Below are 17,515 nucleotides of genomic sequence, written 5' to 3' on the forward strand. Positions count from 1 at the left end.
CGCTGACGGATTTACACCCGCTCGTAGACCACCCCCAGCTCCGGGTCCAATTCCACCCGCACGCCGCCCTTCTCCAAGGGAAATACTCGCCCCACCTCTAGAAGCCTCAAGCCCCGCAGGAGGCCGCTTCGCCGCCAGGCGGGCGGGGGATCTTCCTTTAACAGGGCTTGGGGAATGGGGTAGCGGGAAAGGCGCACCACCCGGGACCAAAGGGCAAGCGCTTCCTCCTTGGAAACCTCCCCCTTCAGGCGCACGGGGCGCTTTCCCTCGGGGTCCAGGGCCCACCCTTCCCCCACCCGATAAAGGGGCACCGCGGGCACGCTGGGGTCGCCCAAGCGGGTGAGGAGGCGCTGGGTCTTCTCATCTTCAGCGTCATCGTCCAGATGGAAGGCCGCCGCCAGGGCGCTGGCCTCGGTGTCGGAGAGGAGGGCCTCGAGGTCGGATAGGGACAGGTTTTCCGCGGTCTTGGCCTCCTGCTCCCAGCGGTTCTGAAGGCGCTTATAGCTGTCTTCTGCCCGCCTCCTCAAGTCTTCCGGAAAGCCCTCCGGGGTGCGGCTATAAACCTCCTCCAGGAGGCCCTCGAGGTCCTCCGGCACCCTAAGGGCCTCCCGGCCCCGCAGGGACAGCCAGGTGGAGAGGAGGAGGTAGTCCTCATAAACCCGATTCCAATGGAGCCCCTCGCCAAACTCCGGCTCCTTCCCAAGCCCGCCCACCAGCAGTCGAGGTTCCCCGTGCTCCGAAGGTCTTTGCCGCTCGTGGCGGTGGAGCCTTCCCAAGCGCTGGAAGAGGAGGTCCACGGGGGCAAGGTCGGTGTAGAGCAGGTCAAAGTCCAGGTCCAGGCTTTGCTCAGCCACCTGGGTGGCCACCAGGATGGCCCTTTCGGGCCTGGGGCCCCCTTTGCCGAACAGGCTCAGGGCCACAAGCTCCCTAAGGGCCCGCTCCTCCGCGGGGAAACGGGCATGGAGGAGGAAGACCAGGGTGCCGTCCTCAAGACGCTTCCCCACCACGAAATCCCCTTTCTCATCCCGCGCCTTCCAGAGTTCGCCCCAGGGGCCCTCCGAGGCAGGATGGCCAAGGATTGCCAAAAGCCCCGCCAGGGTGAGCCTCTCCCCATCGCCCAAGGCCTGGTAGAGGGCCTGGACCCGGTCCACGGTGTTCACGATGGCCCCCAAGACCCCAGGGAGCCTGCCCAAAAGCTCCTGGGCCAAAGCCTCCGGCTCCACAGGGGCGGCCAGAAGGCGCACCCGTTTGCCGTCCTCCAGGGGAAGGGTTACGGCCCGAAGGAGGCTCTCCCCGGCGAAGGCCGCCACCCGCGGGTAGGGGGGCAGGGCTGCCGCCTGCACCCCCCAGGCCCGGAGGAGCTCTTCCCGCTTGGCCTTGGGCAGGGTGGCGGTCATGAGGACCACGCTGGATCCCAGGGCCTTAAGCCAGCGGAGAAGGGCGGAAAGGAGCCCCGAGGTGTAGGTGTCGTAGGCGTGCACCTCATCCAGGACCACCACCCGGTTCATGAGCCCCCAAAGCCGGATGAAGTGGTGCTTCACCCGGAGGACCCCCAAAAGGGCCTGGTCCAGGGTACCCACCCCGTGGCCCGCCAGCATGGCCCGCTTGCGGGCGGAGAACCAGGCGGAGGCGCCCACGCCCCCCTCCTCCTCATCCTGGAAGGTGGCCACGCCCTTATTGGGGTCATACTGGGTGTCGTACACCTGCTGGGGCTTGGAGCGTTCCAGAAGCTTTTCGTACTCCGGGTTCAGGAGAGCCGCCCCGTGCTGGAGCTGAAGCTCCAGGCGACCTTCCTCCGCCAGCTTGGCCAGGAAGCCCTTCACCCGGGTGAAGAGGCCGTTGGCTGTGGCTTGTGTGGGGAGGGCCAGGTAGAGCCCCCGGTGGTCCAGGCGTTCCTGGAGGAGGTGGTAGGCGTAGAGGGCGGCCTCGGTCTTCCCCAAGCCCATGGGGGCCTCCACCAGGAGGAGAACGGGTTCCTGGACGCCATCCAGAAGCCGGGGCACCGCCTCCTGCAAGGCGTTGGGGGCGAAGGGGAAAAGCTCCTGGAAACCTCTCTCCCCCTGGAGCAGGGGCTTAGGCCAGGGGAGGTTGTCCAAGGCTTCCCGGGCCTTCCCAAGGGCTTCCTCCCAGTATCCCGGGGCCGAGGGGTCCCTCCCGTAGGGGAAGAAACCGGGGTCGGAGGCGATCCAGTCGGCGAAGGAGGCCAGGGCCATGACCCGGAGGAGGGCCTCGGGGCTGGGGTCGGGGAGGGAGGAGAAGGGCTCTAGCCCCAGGGCCTGGGCCAGGGCTTCCATCAAGTAGGCCCGGGCTTCCCGCCAGCCTTGGGGCTCGCTCCGCACATGCCGCCTTCCCGAGGCACGCTCCCGCTCGTCTGCGGGGAAGCCGTGGTGGGCCCCCAGGGCCTGGGCCAGGAGGCAGGCCCCCTTGCGGGAAAAGCCCCATGCCCGCAGGGCTTCCCGCAGGTAGAGGTCGGTGAAGACCCCGTGGGCCACCCAGGACTCGCGCACCAAGGTTTCGTTCCAGGAAAGACCTGCCTTCTGCACCCGCTGGGCCCCCTGGGGCCAGGCCGCCTGGAAGACGGGGCTTCCTTTACCCAGGTCGTGGAGGCCCGCCAGGAAGGCCACCAGGCGCAGGGCTTTCTCCTCCTGTAGGCCCCAGTCCTGGGCGTAGAGCCTCCGGGTGCGGGCAGGCTCCCGCTGCAAAAGGGCCCAAGCCACCGCCGCCGTGTCCAGCATGTGGGCCAGAAGAGGGTGGAAGGGCTCCCCGCTCTTGGCCCAGAGGGTTAGGGCCGCTTGCCTCGCCTGCATACGCCCACCCTAACCGCCCAAGGCGACAGGGGCTGTCGCCTTCTCCAGGACCTGCCTCGCCTCGGCCAGCCAAAGCTCCCGAAGCTCCGGGGGAGAGAGGACCTCCACCCGGGGCCCGAAGCTCTGCACCCAGGCCAGGACCTCCCAGGGCACCCCGCCCTTGAAGGGAGCGGCCCAAAGCCGGGCCAGGAGGCTTCCGTCGGGGAGCTCCCGCTCCACCTCGAGGCCCGGGTAGTCCCCCTCCAGCACCCGCCAGGCGGCCTCGGGGGCAAAGCGGAGGCGCACCTCCACTCCCCCTTCCCGCACCCCCACCACCCCCCAGGCCTGGCGGAAGTAGGCGCTTGGGTCAAAGTCCTGGGGCAGTTCATAGGTTTCCTTCAGGAGGCGGGCGTGGCGCATGCGGGAGAGCTTGAAGGTGAGGACCGCCCGGTGGAAGGTGCGCTCAAAGCCCACCGCGTAGAGGCCCAGGTTGGTGCGGCCCGCCTCGAGGAAGTACACCAGAAGCTCCTTGGGCCGCCAGTTCTTGGAACCCCCAGAGCGGTACTCAAAGGCCAGTACCCTCCTCTCCAAAAGGGCCCTGGCCACCATCTCCAGGGTGCGGGAGTCTCCCTGGCGCTCCTTTAGGCCCTCCGTGTTCCGAAGGAGGAGGCCCCTGAGGGGCTCGGGGAGCATTCGGGCTAGCTTCTCCAAAGCGCTTCCGTACTGCCGGGTGGGAGCCTGGTGGTAGAGGAGCCTTCCCGCGGCGAAAAGGGCCAAGGCCTCCACAGGGTGGAGGGCAGGCGGGGCCTCCCTCAGGCGGTAGACCCCCCGGGCCACCCGCTCCAGGGGGTAGCCCTGGAGGGCGAGGGCCTCGAGGTCCCGCTCCACCGTGCGGGGGCTTACCCCATAGCGCCGGGCCAGTTCCCCCACGCTGTGGGGCCTCAGTTTCAACTCCTCCACCAGGTCCAGGAGACGCTCCGCTTTGGATTTTTCCGCCATCTTGTGGGGATTATAACCAGGCATGTGGTACCCTAAGAGCTAAGGGCTTCCTCCTTCCCTTCCTGCTTCCCGGCCCAGCTGGCCTGAGTGCTGGCGTGGAGCTTGACAAGCCAATCCAAGCCACCTCCTTGCTTGGGCTTTTTCCCTTTACAGACCCTTAGAGGGGGGTGAGCGGGGGTTTTTGCCGTCCTGGTCATGTGTAGTCCCCACACGCGTGGGGATGGACCGGCCCGGTACCACCGATCCGCCTCCTCGGGGCTGTAGTCCCCACACGCGTGGGGATGGACCGACCTCACGAAGAGGTTCCCCCGCCGTGTGCCTGTAGTCCCCACACGCGTGGGGATGGACCGGCCCAGGCCTGGGCAGACCGGGGAGGGCAAATGTAGTCCCCACACGCGTGGGGATGGACCTCACGGCTTTGTGGGAGTTTCAGTCCGGGCTACGTAGTCCCCACACGCGTGGGGATGGACCGGGCTCCCCACGGGTGTGCCGGACGGTGAGGACGTAGTCCCCACACGCGTGGGGATGGACCGCTGGGATTGGATGAGAGGCGGAAGGAGGAGTGGTAGTCCCCACACGCGTGGGGATGGACCGTGGCCGAAGGCGCCGTAGTCGTCCAGCTGGGTGTAGTCCCCACACGCGTGGGGATGGACCGGTAGGATTTCGTCCACCAGACCACGAGCAAATCTGCTACCCTTCAAACTGGTATGGGCACAAAGCAGAACACCCTCCGCTTCGGCACCGAGGGTTTCCGGGGGGTGATTGCCCGGGAGTTCACCTTCACCGCCCTGCACCGCCTGGGGGAGGCCTACGGGCGCCACCTCCTGGAAAGGGGCGGGGGCCGGGTGGCGGTGGGGTACGACGGCCGCTTCCTGGCGGAGGCGTTCGCCCGGGCCCTGGCGGGGCACCTCTCGGGGATGGGGCTTGAGGTCTACCTCCTCCGGGGCCCCGTGCCCACCCCCCTCCTCTCCTTCGCCGTGCGCCACCTGGAGGCGGCGGGCGGGGCCATGCTCACCGCCAGCCACAACCCGCCCCAGTACCTGGGGGTGAAGTTCAAGGACGCCACCGGGGGCCCCATCGGCCCCGAGGAGGCCAAGGCCCTGGAGGCCCGGGTGCCCGAGGAGGCCCCGGAGAGGGAAGGCACCTACGAGGAGCTGGACCTCAAGGGGGAGTATCTGGAGGCCCTGGCCCGGCGGGTGGACCTGGAGGCCCTGGCCCGCTTCCCCGGCCCCCTGTACCACGACAGCATGGGGGGCGCGGGGGCGGGGTACCTGCGGGACTTCCTCCTGCGCTTCGGCCTCCCCATCCCCTTCCGGCCCCTCAGGGAGGCCCTCCACCCCCTGTTCCACGGGGTGAACCCCGAGCCCATCCCCGCCAACCTGGGGCCCACCCTGGCGGTGCTTTCCGCCGAGGCCCCGCCCGCTTTGGCGGTGGTCACGGACGGGGACGGGGACCGGCTGGGGGTGGTGCTGGCGGGGGGCCGGTACTTCAACCCCCACCAGGTGCTCACGGTGCTGGCCCTCCACCGCTTCCGCCGGGGGCACAGGGAGCGGGTGGTGAAGAACTTCGCCACCACCTGGCTTTTGGACCGGCTGGGGGTGCGGCTGGGGTTCGGGGTGACCACCACCCCCATCGGGTTCAAGTGGATCAAGGAGGAGTTCCTCAAGGGAGGGTGCTCCTTGGGCGGGGAGGAGTCCGGGGGGGTGGGGGTGCCGGAACACCTACCCGAGCGGGACGGGCTTTTGGCGGCCCTCCTCCTCCTGGAGAGCGTGGGGGCCACGGGGAAGCCCCTGGAGGAGGGGTTCCGGGAGGCCGAAGGCCTGGCGGGCCTCACCCATGCCTACGACCGCTTGGACCTGCCCTTGCCCCCGGGGTTCGATCCCAGGCGCCTCCTGGAGCCCCGGCCCCTGGCGGGGATGGCCCCTGTGGGGCTGGAGACCCTGGACGGGAGCAAGTGGCTTTACCCCGAGGGCTGGGTGCTCTTCCGGCCCTCGGGCACGGAGCCCTTGCTCCGGGTCTACGCGGAGGCCACGAGCCCGGAGCTGGTGCGGGCCCTTCTCCGGGAGGCCAGGGCCCTGGTGGAGGGGGCATGAGGGCCTACGGGGTGATCCTGGGAAGGTGGGGCTTCCTACACTGACCGCATCCTTTTCAGAACTTCCTCCAAAGGAGCTGTCATGACCCCAATGCCGTAGTCGCCCACCCCCGCCACAAAGACAAGTTCCTCCCCGTGCAGGAAAAGTCCGTTGCCGTAAAGGGTTAGCGGGCGATCGCCGTAGCTTTCGTTCAAGCCCCGCGGGGCAAGCAAATAGGAGGTGTAGGCCAACAACTCCCCGCTCCCGGAAAGGCGGACGAAGCCGTGGCGGTAAGAGAAATCGGCGCGCAAAATCCCGTGGTAAGCCACCAGGTAGGTGCCGTCCTCGAGCCTCACCGCATTCGTGGACCAGCCCACCTTGAACTCGAAGGGCTCCGGCGGGAGAACGGGCTCGAGGGCAAAGGCCCTAAGCCTCTCCTTATCCAACCTTCCCCGCCAGCCGGTATCCGGCAAGCCCGGCAGGCTGGGCCGCAGGAGGAAGGCGTCTCCTTCCAGGAAGGTGGCGTTCTTGGTAGGCAGGAGAAGGCCCTCGCCTTCCCTGCCCAAGCGCACAATGCCCTTACGCCTCAGGCGGAGGTCCCTCCCAAGCTCCGCCAAGGCCAGGGCAGGGAAAAACACATCCTTGTGGTCCGTTAAGGCGGCTTCACCCAGCTTCCCCACCCCCGTGTAGAAGAGGGCAAAGCCTTCTCCCAAGGCGTGAGCCCGGGCATCTTCGCAACCCCTGGAGGCCTCCCAGACCTCTGTGGGGTACAGGACGATCTCCATCGGAAGGGGACGGGGCAAGCGGCCCTGGAGAAGGTCATCCACCGGCACCGCGGCATACCCAATGGCGGAAGCGTAGCTGTAGTACTCAAAGACCAGCCTCGGGAAAAGGTGGACCACGCCATCTCGCAAAACCGCCCCCGGATTAAAGGCCGCCATGGGCCGCCGCCTGAGGTAGTTGGTGACTTCGATATCTTCAGGGGAAAGGTAGAACCTTCTTTGGAAGATGTCCTCGGTATGGGGGCTGCGTTCAAGGGAATGCGCGGAAGCATAGGCCCTGGCCTTTTCCACCAGCTCCTGCACCAACTCGGAAACCGCCATGGATCAATCGTAACAAGCTTGGTCCATGGGGAACAGGGATAGGAAGAGCTTGACGCCCCAACCTGCCAGGGGTTAGGCTGAAGGCGCTTACGAAAACGTTTACGCTAATCATGAAGAGGGCAACTACCATTAGAGAAATCGCCAGGCTCGCAAACGTTTCTGTGGGAACGGTGAGCCGAGCCCTGAACGGCCGCCCCGGGGTCAGCCCTGGGACCCGCGCGCGGATCCTGGAAGTGGCCCAAGCCGTGGGCTTCGTACCCAACGCCGCCGCCCGGGAGCTGGCGGGCATGTCCTCAGCGGTGGGGCTTCTCTTCGCGCCCGGCGTACGCCGCTACACTCCCTACTTCGCCCTGCTCCTGGAAGCCTTGACCGAGGCGTTTTGGCAGGAAGGCTTAAAGGTCGCCGAAGTGCCCACAGACCCTAGGGGTCTACCCCTGGCTGAAGCCCGCGCGTATCTCCTCCTCGGGGCCCACGACCACGACCCGCGCATCGAAAGCCTCCGGGCCCAGGGGAAGCCCTTTGTCCTGATCGGCACCTACCCAGGGGTCTTCTGGGTGGCCCCGGATGATCCCGAAGGGGGCTACTTGGCCACCCGCCACCTGCTGGAGCTGGGGCACACGGAGATCGCCATCGTCACAGGGCACCTGCACCATCAAGCGGGCAGGGAGCGCCTGGAAGGGTACAAGCGGGCCCTGCACGAGGCAGGGCTTCCCTTCCGTCCAGAGCTGGTGCTGGACGGGAGGTTCGAGGCCCTTGCCGCTTACCGCGCAGTCCGCCGCACCTGGCAGGAGGGGCTTCGCTATAGCGCCCTCTTCGCCGCTTCCGACGAGATGGCTCTGGGCGCATGGGCGGCCCTCGAGGACCTGGGCCTGCGGGTGCCCGAGGAGGTGAGCCTAGTGGGCTACGATGACCTACCCGACTTGGAAAGGAGCCTAACCACAGTACACCAAGACATCCCCACCGTGGCCAAGGAAGCAGCTCGCCTCCTGAAAGAGGCCATGGCCGGGCGCCCGCCTATGGGGGTACGGGTCCCCGTGTACCTCGTGCCGCGAGGAACCTCCGCCCGAAGGGGGGTGGGATAGCGAACGAAACCCAGACCGGTGTTCGGCTTAGGGGTTTTAAGGCCATGATGCAAGTTGGGAGGTGTCATGCTTAGGGTTTGGTTGATCCTTCTGGCCCTTGCAGGCCTGGCTTCGGCCCAGGTGCAGGTGCGCATCTCGGGCTGGGGCGGCACGGACATCGCCATCGTTAACGGGTTGCTTAAGGAAGTGGTCCAGCCAAAGCTGGACCGCAAGGGTATCCGGGTGGTCTATCAGCCCATCGAGGGGGATTACACCCAATGGCTCTTCAACGCCCTCTCGGCGGGTACGGCCCCCGACCTGTTCTACGTGGACATTTTCTGGTCGGAGAGCCTCTTCGCCTCGGGGCGGGTGGAGCCCTTGGACGGCTACTTCAGCAAGCAGGAGCTGGCCGAGTTTCTGCCGAACCTCATTCAGGCTTTCACCTATAAGGGCAAGGTCTACGGCATCCCCAAGGACTTCAACACCCTCGCACTCCAGTTCAACAAGGACCTCTTCGATGAAGCAGGGGTACGCTACCCCAACCAGCAGGACACCTGGGAAACCTTTGAGGCCAAGCTCCAGCAGGTGCAGAGCAAGCTGAAGGACGTGGCCGGCCTCTGCGTGGTGGCCGACTTCGCCCGCTTTGGAGCCTTCGCCTTTGCCACGGGGTGGAAGCCCTTTGACGCCAAAGGCCATACCGTGTTGGACGAAAACTTCCGCCGGGCCTTTGAGTGGTACACGGGGTTGCCGAGGCGGGGCGCGGCCAGGTTCGCCCAGGATCTCGGCGAGGGGTGGACCGGTGGGTGTTTCGGGGGGGAGAAGGCGGCCACGGCCATCGAAGGGGCTTGGATCGCGGGCTTCCTCCGGGACAAAGCCCCGAACATGCGCTACAGCACTACCTTCCTTCCCCTGGATCCGGTCACGAAGCGCCGGGGTAACTTCATCTATACCGTTTCCTGGAGCATGAATGCGGCCAGCAGGAACAAACCGGCCGCAGCGAAGGTACTCAAGGCCTTGACCTCCCCCGAAGCGCAACAGTGGGTGCTGGAGCGGGGCCTGGCCATTCCCAGCCGTAGGGCCTTGGCCAACAACCCCTACTTCCAGCGTCCGGGCAAGGAGCCCGAGCTTAACCGTGTGGTCTTCCAAGGCTCCGGCCCCCAGGGTGGGAACGTGTATCCCTTCAAGTTCCTGGCCTACGGGGGCGACTGGATGCGCCCCATCAACGATGCCCTCTTGGCGGTCATGACCGGGCAAAAGGGGGTGGATCAAGCGCTGAGAGACGCCCAGGCGGCCTTGGATCGGCTCACGGGTAGGAGGTAAAGAAGCAGGGGGGGTGGAAATCACCCCCCTTTTGTTTTGCCATGCGAATCAAAGCGCGCACCCTCGAGGCCCTCTACGCCTTGCTCCTCCTCCTTCCCTTTTTGTTCTCCCTGGGCGTTTTCTTCCTGTACGCCTTCTTGCGGGCTGTCTACTTCAGCTTCACCGATTACAACCTCTTCTCACCCCCGCGTTGGGTGGGTTTGGCCAATTACTGGGCGCTCTTCCAAGAGCCTTCCTTCCTGTTGGCCCTGAAGCACACCCTCCTCTACAGCTTGGTGGTCACTAGCCTGCAGACCTTCTTCGCCCTGATCCTGGCCATCGCCCTCAACCGACCCCTGAGGGGCATCACCTTCTTCCGCACGGTCTACTACCTGCCCTCGGTGATCTCCACCGCGGCCGCCAGCCTCCTCCTCCTCTGGCTCTTCCAGCGCACCGGGCTGGTGAACCAGGCCCTTTCCCTCCTGTTCTCCCACCTCCCCCACCTGGCTGGCTTTGCCCTTCTCTTTTTGGGCCTCCAAGGGGCCCTCGTCCTTTGGGAACGGCGGCGGGGACGGCGCACCCCCTTCCTTGACCCGGGGCTAGCCGCCGTCTCCCTGCTGGGCGCCTTCCTGGGCACCTCCGCCTTCCAGGCCTGGGGCCTCCTCCAGGCCCGCGAGGTGCGGGTGGATATCCCCTGGCTCCCCACGCGGGCTTCCTTCCTCGGTCTTCCCTACCCCTTGTGGGCCATCGTCTTGATGAACACCTACACCACCATTCCCACCTTCATGGTTCTCTTCCTGGCGGGGCTCAAGGGCATCCCCCGAACCCTCTACGAGGCCGCCGCACTGGATGGGGCAACCCCTTGGATCATGTTCAGCCGCATCACCGTGCCCCTCCTTAGGCCCGTCCTCTTCCTGGTCATCACCCTGGGCCTGATCGGCACCCTCCAGCTCTTCGACCAGGTGCTCTTCGTGGGGGGTTCCGGGGGTGCTCCCTTGGAGAGCACCATCACCTTGGCCTACTACGTGTATGGCAACGTTTTCCCCTCCGGAGCCACCCCGCGGGTGGGGCTGGCCTCGGCAGCCGCCTTGGTCCTGGCGGGCCTGACCCTGGTCATCGTTTTGCTCCAGCGCCGCTTCGGCGTGGGCGAGAGGGGGTGGTCCTAATGGGGGCTAAGGAGGCGGTCCGCCGCCGCTGGGCGGCCTTGGGCTGGGCCTACGGTCTGCTCCTGGCCTTTGGGGTGTTCTTTGTGGCCCCCTTTGTTATGGGCTTCCTGGCCAGCCTAAAAACCGACCCCCTGGAATGGCCCTTCCGCCTGGCCTTTTCCCAGGTGAGCCCCAAGAACTGGGCCGCGGCGTGGCGTCTGGGCCAAGCGGGAAGCGGCGATCCCTGGTTGGGCGGGATGCGCCCAGGACGCCAAGTGGCCCTGGAGGTGGTGTACTTCGTGCCCAGGGGCGTGGAACCCACCCTCCTTGCCGAGATTCCCCGGCGAAAGCCCGGAGCCGGCATGGGAGCGGTGTTCGAAACCCCTTACGCCAGCGACCACGTGACGCTGGAAGGACCCATCCCCCTGGAGCGCCGCCCGGCCCACCAGGAGGAGGGGGAGATCATCCGCTACCGGTTGGTGCTGCGGTACCAGGGCGAAGGCCCCTTTTTGGAACGGGTGCCCCTGGATTTGGAGGCACCTCGAGGCATGGTCCTGGTGGAGGCCACCCTAGACCCCACCCGCTTCGAGCGCCGCGGGCGGGTGGCGAGCTGGGATAACGTGACCCCGGGCCTCCTGGGGTATGTCTTCCACAACTACGTGCGGGCCTTCCGGGAAACGAGGAGCCTGGAGACCGGGGAGAGCTTATTCCTGCGCTGGACTCTGAACTCCTTCTTCCTGGCCTTCGTCAAGGTGGTCACTACCCTGGTCTTCGCCTCCATGGCCGGCTACGCCCTGGCCCGCCTCCGCTTCCCCGGTAGGCAAGCCCTTTTCCTCTTCATGCTCTTCAGCATGATGGTCCCCGGCCAGGTGACCTTCATCTCCAACTACCTGGTGCTTCGCGACGGCATCTTCGGCCTGTCCAAGCTCTTCGGGGTGGAAACCCTCCTCAACACCTACACCGGCCTCATCCTCTCGGGCCTGGTGGGCGCCAGCGCCGTCTTCATCATGAAGCAGTTCTTCGAGTCCATCCCCCGGGAAGTGGAGGAGGCCGCCCTCATCGACGGGGCCACCCCCTTGCAGACCCTCTTCCGCATCGTCCTCCCCATGTCCACCCCAGCCCTCGGCGCCTTGGCCATCCTCACCTTCCAGGGCACCTGGAACGAGTTCTTCTGGCCCTTCATCGTGCTCACCAGCCCCCGGGAGATCTACACCCTGCCCATCGGCCTCCTCTCCTTCCGCAACGCCTACGGCCAGGTGGGGGATTGGGGGCTCATCCTGGCGGGTGGGTTCTTCTCCATGATCCCCGTCCTCATCCTCTTCGCGGTCTTCCAGAGGTACTTCGTCGAGGGGGTCAACGTGGGAGCGGTAAAGGAGTAGCGCATGGTTCCCCTGAAGGAAGACGACACCTACCTGGTCCTGAACGAGCGGGGGTTCGCCGAGGAGCCCCCGGAGGGTTTCTACCGCCACGACACCCGCTTCCTGTCCCGCTACCGCCTGCTTCTGCCCGAAGGCCTAACGCTCCTCCACACCCACGTGCCCCGGCCCGACCAGCTGGTCCAGGATTGGGCCCGCTTTCGGGGGGCCGACGGGGAGGTCCTGCTCCGCAGGCATCTCCAGGTTTACCGGGGCAAGGTGGCGGAGCACCTCCGCTTCCAGAACCTTTCGCAGGAGGCCCTCTCCCTTCGGGTAGGCCTGGAGATCTCCGGGGATTTTTTGGACCTATTTGAGGCAAGGGGCTGGCACACGCCGCCGAGCAGGCCTCCCAGCCTGGAGCATCGCGCCGCCGACGGCATTGAGCAACGGGCGGTCCTGCGTCCCCTACCCCCTCCCCAAGGCTTCACCCTCCACCTGCCCCCTAAGGGGGAAGGGGAGCTGGCCTGGGAAGTGCTTTTGGAAAGCCCGTTGGCGTCCCCGGGCACCCTGCCCGACTACGAGACCTTTTTGAGGGCCTTCCCTCGAGGCGAAGGGCCTTGGCAAAGCATCCTGAGGCAAGCCCTCCTGGACCTCCGCGCCCTGCTCCTCACCACCCCAGAAGGGCCGGTGCCCGCGGCGGGCATCCCCTGGTTCGTGGCCCCCTTCGGCCGGGACAGCCTCCTCACCGCCTTCATGCTCCTCCCTTGGGGGAAAGAGGTGGCCCAGGGGGTCCTCCGCTACCTGGCCTGGCGCCAGGGGGTGGTGGTGGATCCCTTCCGGGAAGAGGAACCGGGCAAAATCCTGCACGAGGTGCGCATAGGGGAGCTTTCCCGCATGGGGCAGGTGCCCTTTGCCCGCTATTACGGCACGGTAGACGCCACTCCCCTATTCCTGATCCTCCTGGGGCGGTACCTGGACCTCACGGGGGAGTTGGCCCTGGTGCGGGAACTTCGGCCCAACTGGGAAGCGGCCCTCGCCTGGCTGGAAGCCGCCGACCAGGATGGGGACGGGCTTCTGGAGTTCACCCCCAGCGGCAGCGGGCTCGCCGTCCAGTCCTGGAAGGACTCCCACGACTCCATGAGCCACGCGGATGGGCGCTTGGCCGAGCCCCCCTTGGCGGTCAGCGAGGTCCAGGGGTACGCCTACGCGGCCCATCGGGCAGCAGCCGCCTTTTACCGGGCCCTGGGGGAGGAGGCCAAGGCGCAGGCCCAGGAAAAGCGTGCGCAGGAACTCTTTCGCCTCATCCAAGAGCGCTTCTGGCTGGAGGAGCTGGCCACCTATGCCTTGGCCTTGGACCGGAACAAGGAGCCCCTCCGGGTGAAGTCCTCTGACCCCGGCCACCTGCTGTGGAGCGGAGCCGTGCCCCCAGAGCGGGTACCGGCTTTGGTGGCCACCCTCTTTTCCGAGGAACTCTGGTCAGGCTGGGGCCTGCGCACCTTGGGAAGCCGAGAGCGGCGCTACAACCCCCTTTCCTACCACAACGGTTCCGTCTGGCCCCACGACACCGCCCTCTTCGCCGGGGGGCTTTTCCGGTACGGCCTCAGGGAGGAAGGGGAACGTGTGGCCCAGGCCCTCCTGGACCTGGCCCTTTCCCAGCCCGACCGGCGCCTTCCCGAGCTGGTGGGGGGATTTCCCCGGGAGGAGGGGTTGCCCCCCGTCCCCTACCCTGTGGCCTGCAGACCCCAGGCTTGGGATGCCGCCAGCGTGGTCTACCTCTACGCCCTGGTCCAGGGGGTGCGGGATTGGTAAAGCCACGGGAAACCCAGGATAGACTAGGGCAAAATGGCCTCCAAACGCCCCGCCCCCAAAGACCTAGTCCCCAAGGCCAAGCACTTCGACGAGGCCAACGTGGCCCGCTTGGGCCTGATCTCCATCCAGGAGCGCATCCCCGAGGGCTACTCCTCCTGGGAGGAGGAGTTTGAGTTCCTGGGCAAGCCGGTGAAGCTGGCCTGCTACGCCAGCGACAAGGTGGGGGGTGTGCCCCACGGGCTGGACAACGAGGTCTCCCTGGCCCTCATCGCCCTCTACTTCAACGCTGGAAGCCCGGAGGACGGCACCTTCACCGCCACCCCCTACCAGATCCTCAAGCTCATGGGCCTGGACACCTCGGGCTACTACTACCAGGCCCTCAAGGAAAGCCTCCTGCGCCTCACCACCGCCACCTACGTCCTCTCCGAGGCCTGGCGCTCGGACGGGCGCTGGCAGAGCGTCACCTTCCGCTACATCGAGAAGCTGGAGTACACCAGCAGCCAGGACGGGCGCCTGGACCGCTCCAGCGTCCTCCGCATCACCCTGGCCAAGGAGATCGTCCGCTCCCTGAAGCAAAACTACGTGAAGCCCATCGACATCGAGTTCATGGCCAGCCTCCGCCGCCCCCTAAGCCGCGCCCTCTACCGCCTCCTGGACGCCCAGCGCTTCTCCCCCGAGCACCCCGCGCCCCTGGCCCGCTTCGAGGTGAACCTCATGGAGTGGGCCGCCGCCTGCAAGATCGTCCACAAGCGCCCCGACAAGGTGCGGCGGACCCTCGAGCCCGCCCATGAGGAGCTCATCTCCCGCCGCTACCTCCAGTCGGTGGAGTACGTGGGCCGCGGGCAGAACCAGACCATCGTCTACGTCTTTGGCGAGGAGGCGGGCGGGGTGGCGGACATGGAGGCGGTGGACCTCCTCATGGCCGAGGGGCTTTCCTTCACCTCCGCCTACTCCCTGGCCCGGCGGTACTCCTTGGCCCGCATCAAGGACCGCCTCGAGCTTTACCGGAGCATCCTGGCCTCGGGGTACAAGCCCAAGAACCGCCTGGGCTTCCTGGTGGACGTGATCCGGGACGAGGAGGGCAAATACAGCCGCGCCCTCCCCTCTCCCCTACCCAAGCGGGAGCAGGCCCACCGGGAGGAGGAGGAGGCCCGCCGCATCGAGGAGGAGGCGGAGCGGGAGTGGCAGAGCATGCCCAAGGAGGCCCAGGTGCGCCGGGCGGTGCAGGTGGCCCAGCTGGTGCTGAGGAGCCGGATCAGCGTGGGGGAGCTGGAGGAGCTCACCCGGCTTTTGGAGGCGGGCGCCCTCGAGCCCAAGGCCTTGGTGGAGGAGCTCAAGCGGGCCGCCGGCGAAGGGCGTTTAGAGGAATGGCTCCAAGCTTTCCGCGAGGGCCTCGAGGGGTGAGGTATCGGAAGACTTGGGGCGTTCGTGGGGGGTCCCAGGGGGGACCCCCAAAAGTCTTCCCTTCCCACGGGCTTTTTCCGGGGGCAAGGCAGTATCGGAAGACTTGGGGAGTTCGCCCCCAAAACTATCGGAAGACTTGGGGAGTTTGCCGGCCAGGGTATCGGAAGACTTGGGGAGTTGGTATCGGAAGACTTGGGGAATTGGTATCGGAAGACTTGGGGAGTTTGGAGGGGAGGTATCGGAAGACTTGGGGAGTTGGTATCGGAAGACTTGGGGAGTTCTATCGGAAGACTTGGGGAGTTTTACCGGGGTGCTTGCGTCCCTGACGGGCTTTCCCCCGCCCCACCCCCGGCCCCTGTTGATGATCATCATTTTTTTCAGAGAGTTTTCTTATTCACTTAAAAGAAGAACCATCATCAAGGCGCATTTACTTGTGGTCAATCCAGCCTATGGTGGCTTCCGGGATGGCCTAGGGGTGCAGTTTGGAGATGCAGCAAAGAGCTTGCTGCGCCTCGGGCGGGACGGAGCGCAGCAGGGTCAGGCACGGCGCCTCGGGTAAACTTTTCCCCATGAGCCTCTCCTTCCTGGCCTTGGGGGGTGCCCTCGAGGTGGGGGCCAGCGCCCACCTCCTCACGGTGGACGGGGTGCGCTTTTTGGTGGACGTGGGCCTCCGCCCGAGCCTGCTGGGGGAAGCCGCCCTCCCCCGCCTGGACCTCCTCTCCGAGCCTCCCGATGCCGTTCTCCTCACCCACGCCCACCTGGACCACGTGGGGGCCTTGCCCCTCCTCAGGCGGCGCTTCCCCAAGGTGCCCCTCTTCGCCACCCGCCCCACCCTGCGCCTGGCCCTGGAGGTCCTCCTGGACTCGGCCCGCCTGGGCCGGGCCCTGGGGGCCGAGCTCTACACCGAGAGGGAGGCGGCTAGGGCTCTCCTGGAGGCGGTGGAGGTCCGCCCCTTTGAGCCCTTTGCGGTCAAGGGGGTGCGGGTTTTGCCCCTGCCGGCGGGCCACCTTCTGGGGGCGGTGGGCTACCTGCTGGAGGGCAAGGGGGGAAGGGCCCTGCACCTGGGGGACTTCTCCCTCACCGCCACCCCCACCACGGACCCCGCCCACTTCCCCCCTGAGCCCCAGGGGGTGGACCTCCTGGTTTCCGAGGGCACCTACGGGGACACCTTCCTGCCGAGCCGCAAGGAGCAGGTGCGGGAGTTCCTCTCCTTGGTGGGCCGGACCCTGCGGGAGGGGGGACGGGTCCTGATCCCCACCTTCGCCCTGGGACGGGCCCAGGACCTGCTCTTCCACCTCCTGGAGGGGATGCGGACGGGCCTGGTGCCCAAGGTGCCGGTGGTGCTGGACGGCCTGGTGCGCACCATCACCCGGGCCTACGAGGACGACCTGGCGGACTTCCTGCCCGAGGCCCTAAGGAACCTCAGGACCAACAGCCGCATGCCCCTTTTCCTGCGGGAAGGGGTGGTGGAGGTGAAGGATGCCCGCCACCGGGCGGAGCTCCTCCTCTCGGGGAGCCCCATGGTGGTCCTGGCCTCGGGGGGGATGCTGAGCGGGGGCCCAAGCCCCCTTTGGGCCAGCCACTTCCTCCGGGAGGAGGGAAGCGCCCTCCTTCTGGTGGGCTACCAGGACGAGGAAAGCCCGGGCCGCCGCCTCCTGGAGCTCAAGAGGGGGGATGAACTCCTCCTTCCCGTGGGGGAGGAGCGGGTTCTGGTGCGGGTGGATTCGCGGGTGGAGCGCTTCCACCTCTCCGCCCACGCGGACCGGGCGGGGATCCTCAACCTCCTCTCCCGCTACCCCGCCCGCCTCACCCTCCTGGTCCACGGGGAGCCCCAGGCCCTGCACACCCTGTCCCGGGCCCTCGAGGGCCGCCCAAGCCGCATCCCCCGGGTGGAGGAGGCGGTTTCCCTGGAGCCCGCCCCGGCGCCTGAGCCCGAGGAGAAGCCTCCTGCCAGGCCCGCGGCCAAGGAGAAGGCGCCCCGCAAGGTACCCACCCTGGCCACCCACGTGCGGGTGGAGGTGCGGGGGCACACCCTCCTGGTGCACTTTCCCCCAGGGCGCAACCCCGCCCGCCTCCTTCCCCCCGGCACCTACCGCCTGCGGGGGGAACGGGTGGGGGCGGTGGAGATCAAGCTCTCCCCTAGCCCCCAGGGCCCGCCCCCACCGGACCGCCAGGCCCTTTTGGAGGAGGCCCTGGCCTACGGGGAGGCCAGGAGGGGGAAGCGCCCCCTGAAGGCCCTGGCCGTGTGGCGGGAGGAGGGGCCGGAGGGGCTGGACAGGGCCCTGGCGGGGCTTCCCAAGGCCCACCGGGAGCTCCTCCTGGGCATGCGGGAGGCTCTGCTGGCCCTCTTGGAGTCGGGGGAAGGGGTGCTCCTCCTGCACTTTGGGCGGGAGAGGCCCCTGGTGTTGCCCTTGTAGGGGTCTCGAGGGGCCTGGTTTTTGCGATCCCCTTACGGGGCTAAACCTCGTGCAACATAGGCCGT

Annotated in this window: 11 protein-coding genes and 1 CRISPR repeat array; of the genes, 8 read left to right on the forward strand and 3 right to left on the reverse strand. The window is 67.0% G+C overall.

The genetic code is table 11. From position 1 onward, the window contains the following. Window positions 1-11: 11 nt before the first annotated feature. Both L1088_RS07055 and L1088_RS07060 read right to left on the reverse strand, forming a co-directional pair. Window positions 12-2,807: a CRISPR-associated endonuclease Cas3'' gene (locus L1088_RS07055; protein WP_234554307.1), complete on the reverse strand. Its 2,796-nt coding sequence runs from the start codon at window positions 2,805-2,807 to the stop codon at window positions 12-14. A gap of 9 nt (window positions 2,808-2,816) precedes the next feature. Continuing rightward, on the reverse strand, window positions 2,817-3,785 hold the full coding sequence (locus tag L1088_RS07060; protein WP_234554308.1) for a helix-turn-helix transcriptional regulator: 969 nt from the start codon (window positions 3,783-3,785) through the stop codon (window positions 2,817-2,819). A 199-nt stretch (window positions 3,786-3,984) separates the two neighbouring features. After that, a CRISPR array of direct repeats spans window positions 3,985-4,440; the repeat unit is 29 nt; unit sequence GTAGTCCCCACACGCGTGGGGATGGACCG. A 52-nt stretch (window positions 4,441-4,492) separates the two neighbouring features. Between L1088_RS07060 and L1088_RS07065 the strand changes: the two genes are divergently transcribed. After that, a complete protein-coding gene (locus tag L1088_RS07065; RefSeq protein ID WP_234554309.1) occupies window positions 4,493-5,878 on the forward strand; it encodes a phosphohexomutase domain-containing protein in 1,386 nt (461 codons plus the stop codon). A gap of 35 nt (window positions 5,879-5,913) precedes the next feature. Here the strand turns inward: L1088_RS07065 and L1088_RS07070 are convergent, their stop codons facing one another. After that, the gene (locus L1088_RS07070; RefSeq protein WP_234554310.1) at window positions 5,914-6,960 is read right to left on the reverse strand and encodes a glycoside hydrolase family 130 protein; all 1,047 of its coding nucleotides are present in this window, start codon (window positions 6,958-6,960) and stop codon (window positions 5,914-5,916) included. Window positions 6,961-7,070: 110 nt separating this feature from the next. On the opposite strand from L1088_RS07070, the gene L1088_RS07075 reads away from it, so the two are divergent. From L1088_RS07075 to L1088_RS07105, 7 genes are all read left to right on the forward strand, one after another. Next, window positions 7,071-8,042 carry a LacI family DNA-binding transcriptional regulator gene (locus L1088_RS07075; RefSeq protein WP_234554311.1) on the forward strand — a complete coding sequence of 324 codons (972 nt, stop codon included), beginning with the start codon at window positions 7,071-7,073 and terminating at the stop codon, window positions 8,040-8,042. A gap of 66 nt (window positions 8,043-8,108) precedes the next feature. Next, a complete protein-coding gene (locus L1088_RS07080) occupies window positions 8,109-9,341 on the forward strand; it encodes an ABC transporter substrate-binding protein (protein WP_234554312.1) in 1,233 nt (410 codons plus the stop codon). 41 nt (window positions 9,342-9,382) lie between these two features. Next, entirely contained in the window at window positions 9,383-10,486 is a 1,104-nt protein-coding gene (locus L1088_RS07085) for a carbohydrate ABC transporter permease (RefSeq protein WP_234554313.1), read from the forward strand. Beyond that, window positions 10,486-11,844 (forward strand): carbohydrate ABC transporter permease, encoded by a 1,359-nt coding sequence (locus L1088_RS07090; RefSeq protein ID WP_234554314.1) that lies wholly within the window; start codon window positions 10,486-10,488, stop codon window positions 11,842-11,844. Before L1088_RS07085 ends, L1088_RS07090 begins: the two co-directional genes overlap by 1 nt. Window positions 11,845-11,847: 3 nt before the next feature. After that, the gene (locus L1088_RS07095) at window positions 11,848-13,629 is read left to right on the forward strand and encodes a glycogen debranching N-terminal domain-containing protein (RefSeq protein ID WP_234554315.1); all 1,782 of its coding nucleotides are present in this window, start codon (window positions 11,848-11,850) and stop codon (window positions 13,627-13,629) included. 33 nt (window positions 13,630-13,662) lie between these two features. Further along, a complete protein-coding gene (locus tag L1088_RS07100; protein WP_234554316.1) occupies window positions 13,663-15,033 on the forward strand; it encodes a replication initiator protein A in 1,371 nt (456 codons plus the stop codon). Between the two features lie 569 nt (window positions 15,034-15,602). Then, window positions 15,603-17,450: an MBL fold metallo-hydrolase gene (locus tag L1088_RS07105; protein ID WP_234554317.1), complete on the forward strand. Its 1,848-nt coding sequence runs from the start codon at window positions 15,603-15,605 to the stop codon at window positions 17,448-17,450. Window positions 17,451-17,515: the final 65 nt, after the last annotated feature.

The sequence above is a fragment of the Thermus caliditerrae genome (assembly GCF_021462525.1).
Classification (GTDB): Bacteria; Deinococcota; Deinococci; order Deinococcales; family Thermaceae; genus Thermus; species Thermus caliditerrae.

What these genes read in the sequence shown, in the direction of transcription:
- L1088_RS07070 (WP_234554310.1), bottom strand. Translation starts at nt 6,960, where the DNA reads ATGGCGGTTTCCGAGTTGGTGCAGGAGCTGGTGGAAAAGGCCAGGGCC.
- L1088_RS07055 (WP_234554307.1), bottom strand. Translation starts at nt 2,807, where the DNA reads ATGCAGGCGAGGCAAGCGGCCCTAACCCTCTGGGCCAAGAGCGGGGAG.
- L1088_RS07105 (WP_234554317.1), top strand. Translation starts at nt 15,603, where the DNA reads ATGAGCCTCTCCTTCCTGGCCTTGGGGGGTGCCCTCGAGGTGGGGGCC.
- L1088_RS07085 (WP_234554313.1), top strand. Translation starts at nt 9,383, where the DNA reads ATGCGAATCAAAGCGCGCACCCTCGAGGCCCTCTACGCCTTGCTCCTC.
- L1088_RS07065 (WP_234554309.1), top strand. Translation starts at nt 4,493, where the DNA reads ATGGGCACAAAGCAGAACACCCTCCGCTTCGGCACCGAGGGTTTCCGG.
- L1088_RS07060 (WP_234554308.1), bottom strand. Translation starts at nt 3,785, where the DNA reads ATGGCGGAAAAATCCAAAGCGGAGCGTCTCCTGGACCTGGTGGAGGAG.
- L1088_RS07075 (WP_234554311.1), top strand. Translation starts at nt 7,071, where the DNA reads ATGAAGAGGGCAACTACCATTAGAGAAATCGCCAGGCTCGCAAACGTT.
- L1088_RS07090 (WP_234554314.1), top strand. Translation starts at nt 10,486, where the DNA reads ATGGGGGCTAAGGAGGCGGTCCGCCGCCGCTGGGCGGCCTTGGGCTGG.
- L1088_RS07080 (WP_234554312.1), top strand. Translation starts at nt 8,109, where the DNA reads ATGCTTAGGGTTTGGTTGATCCTTCTGGCCCTTGCAGGCCTGGCTTCG.
- L1088_RS07100 (WP_234554316.1), top strand. Translation starts at nt 13,663, where the DNA reads ATGGCCTCCAAACGCCCCGCCCCCAAAGACCTAGTCCCCAAGGCCAAG.
- L1088_RS07095 (WP_234554315.1), top strand. Translation starts at nt 11,848, where the DNA reads ATGGTTCCCCTGAAGGAAGACGACACCTACCTGGTCCTGAACGAGCGG.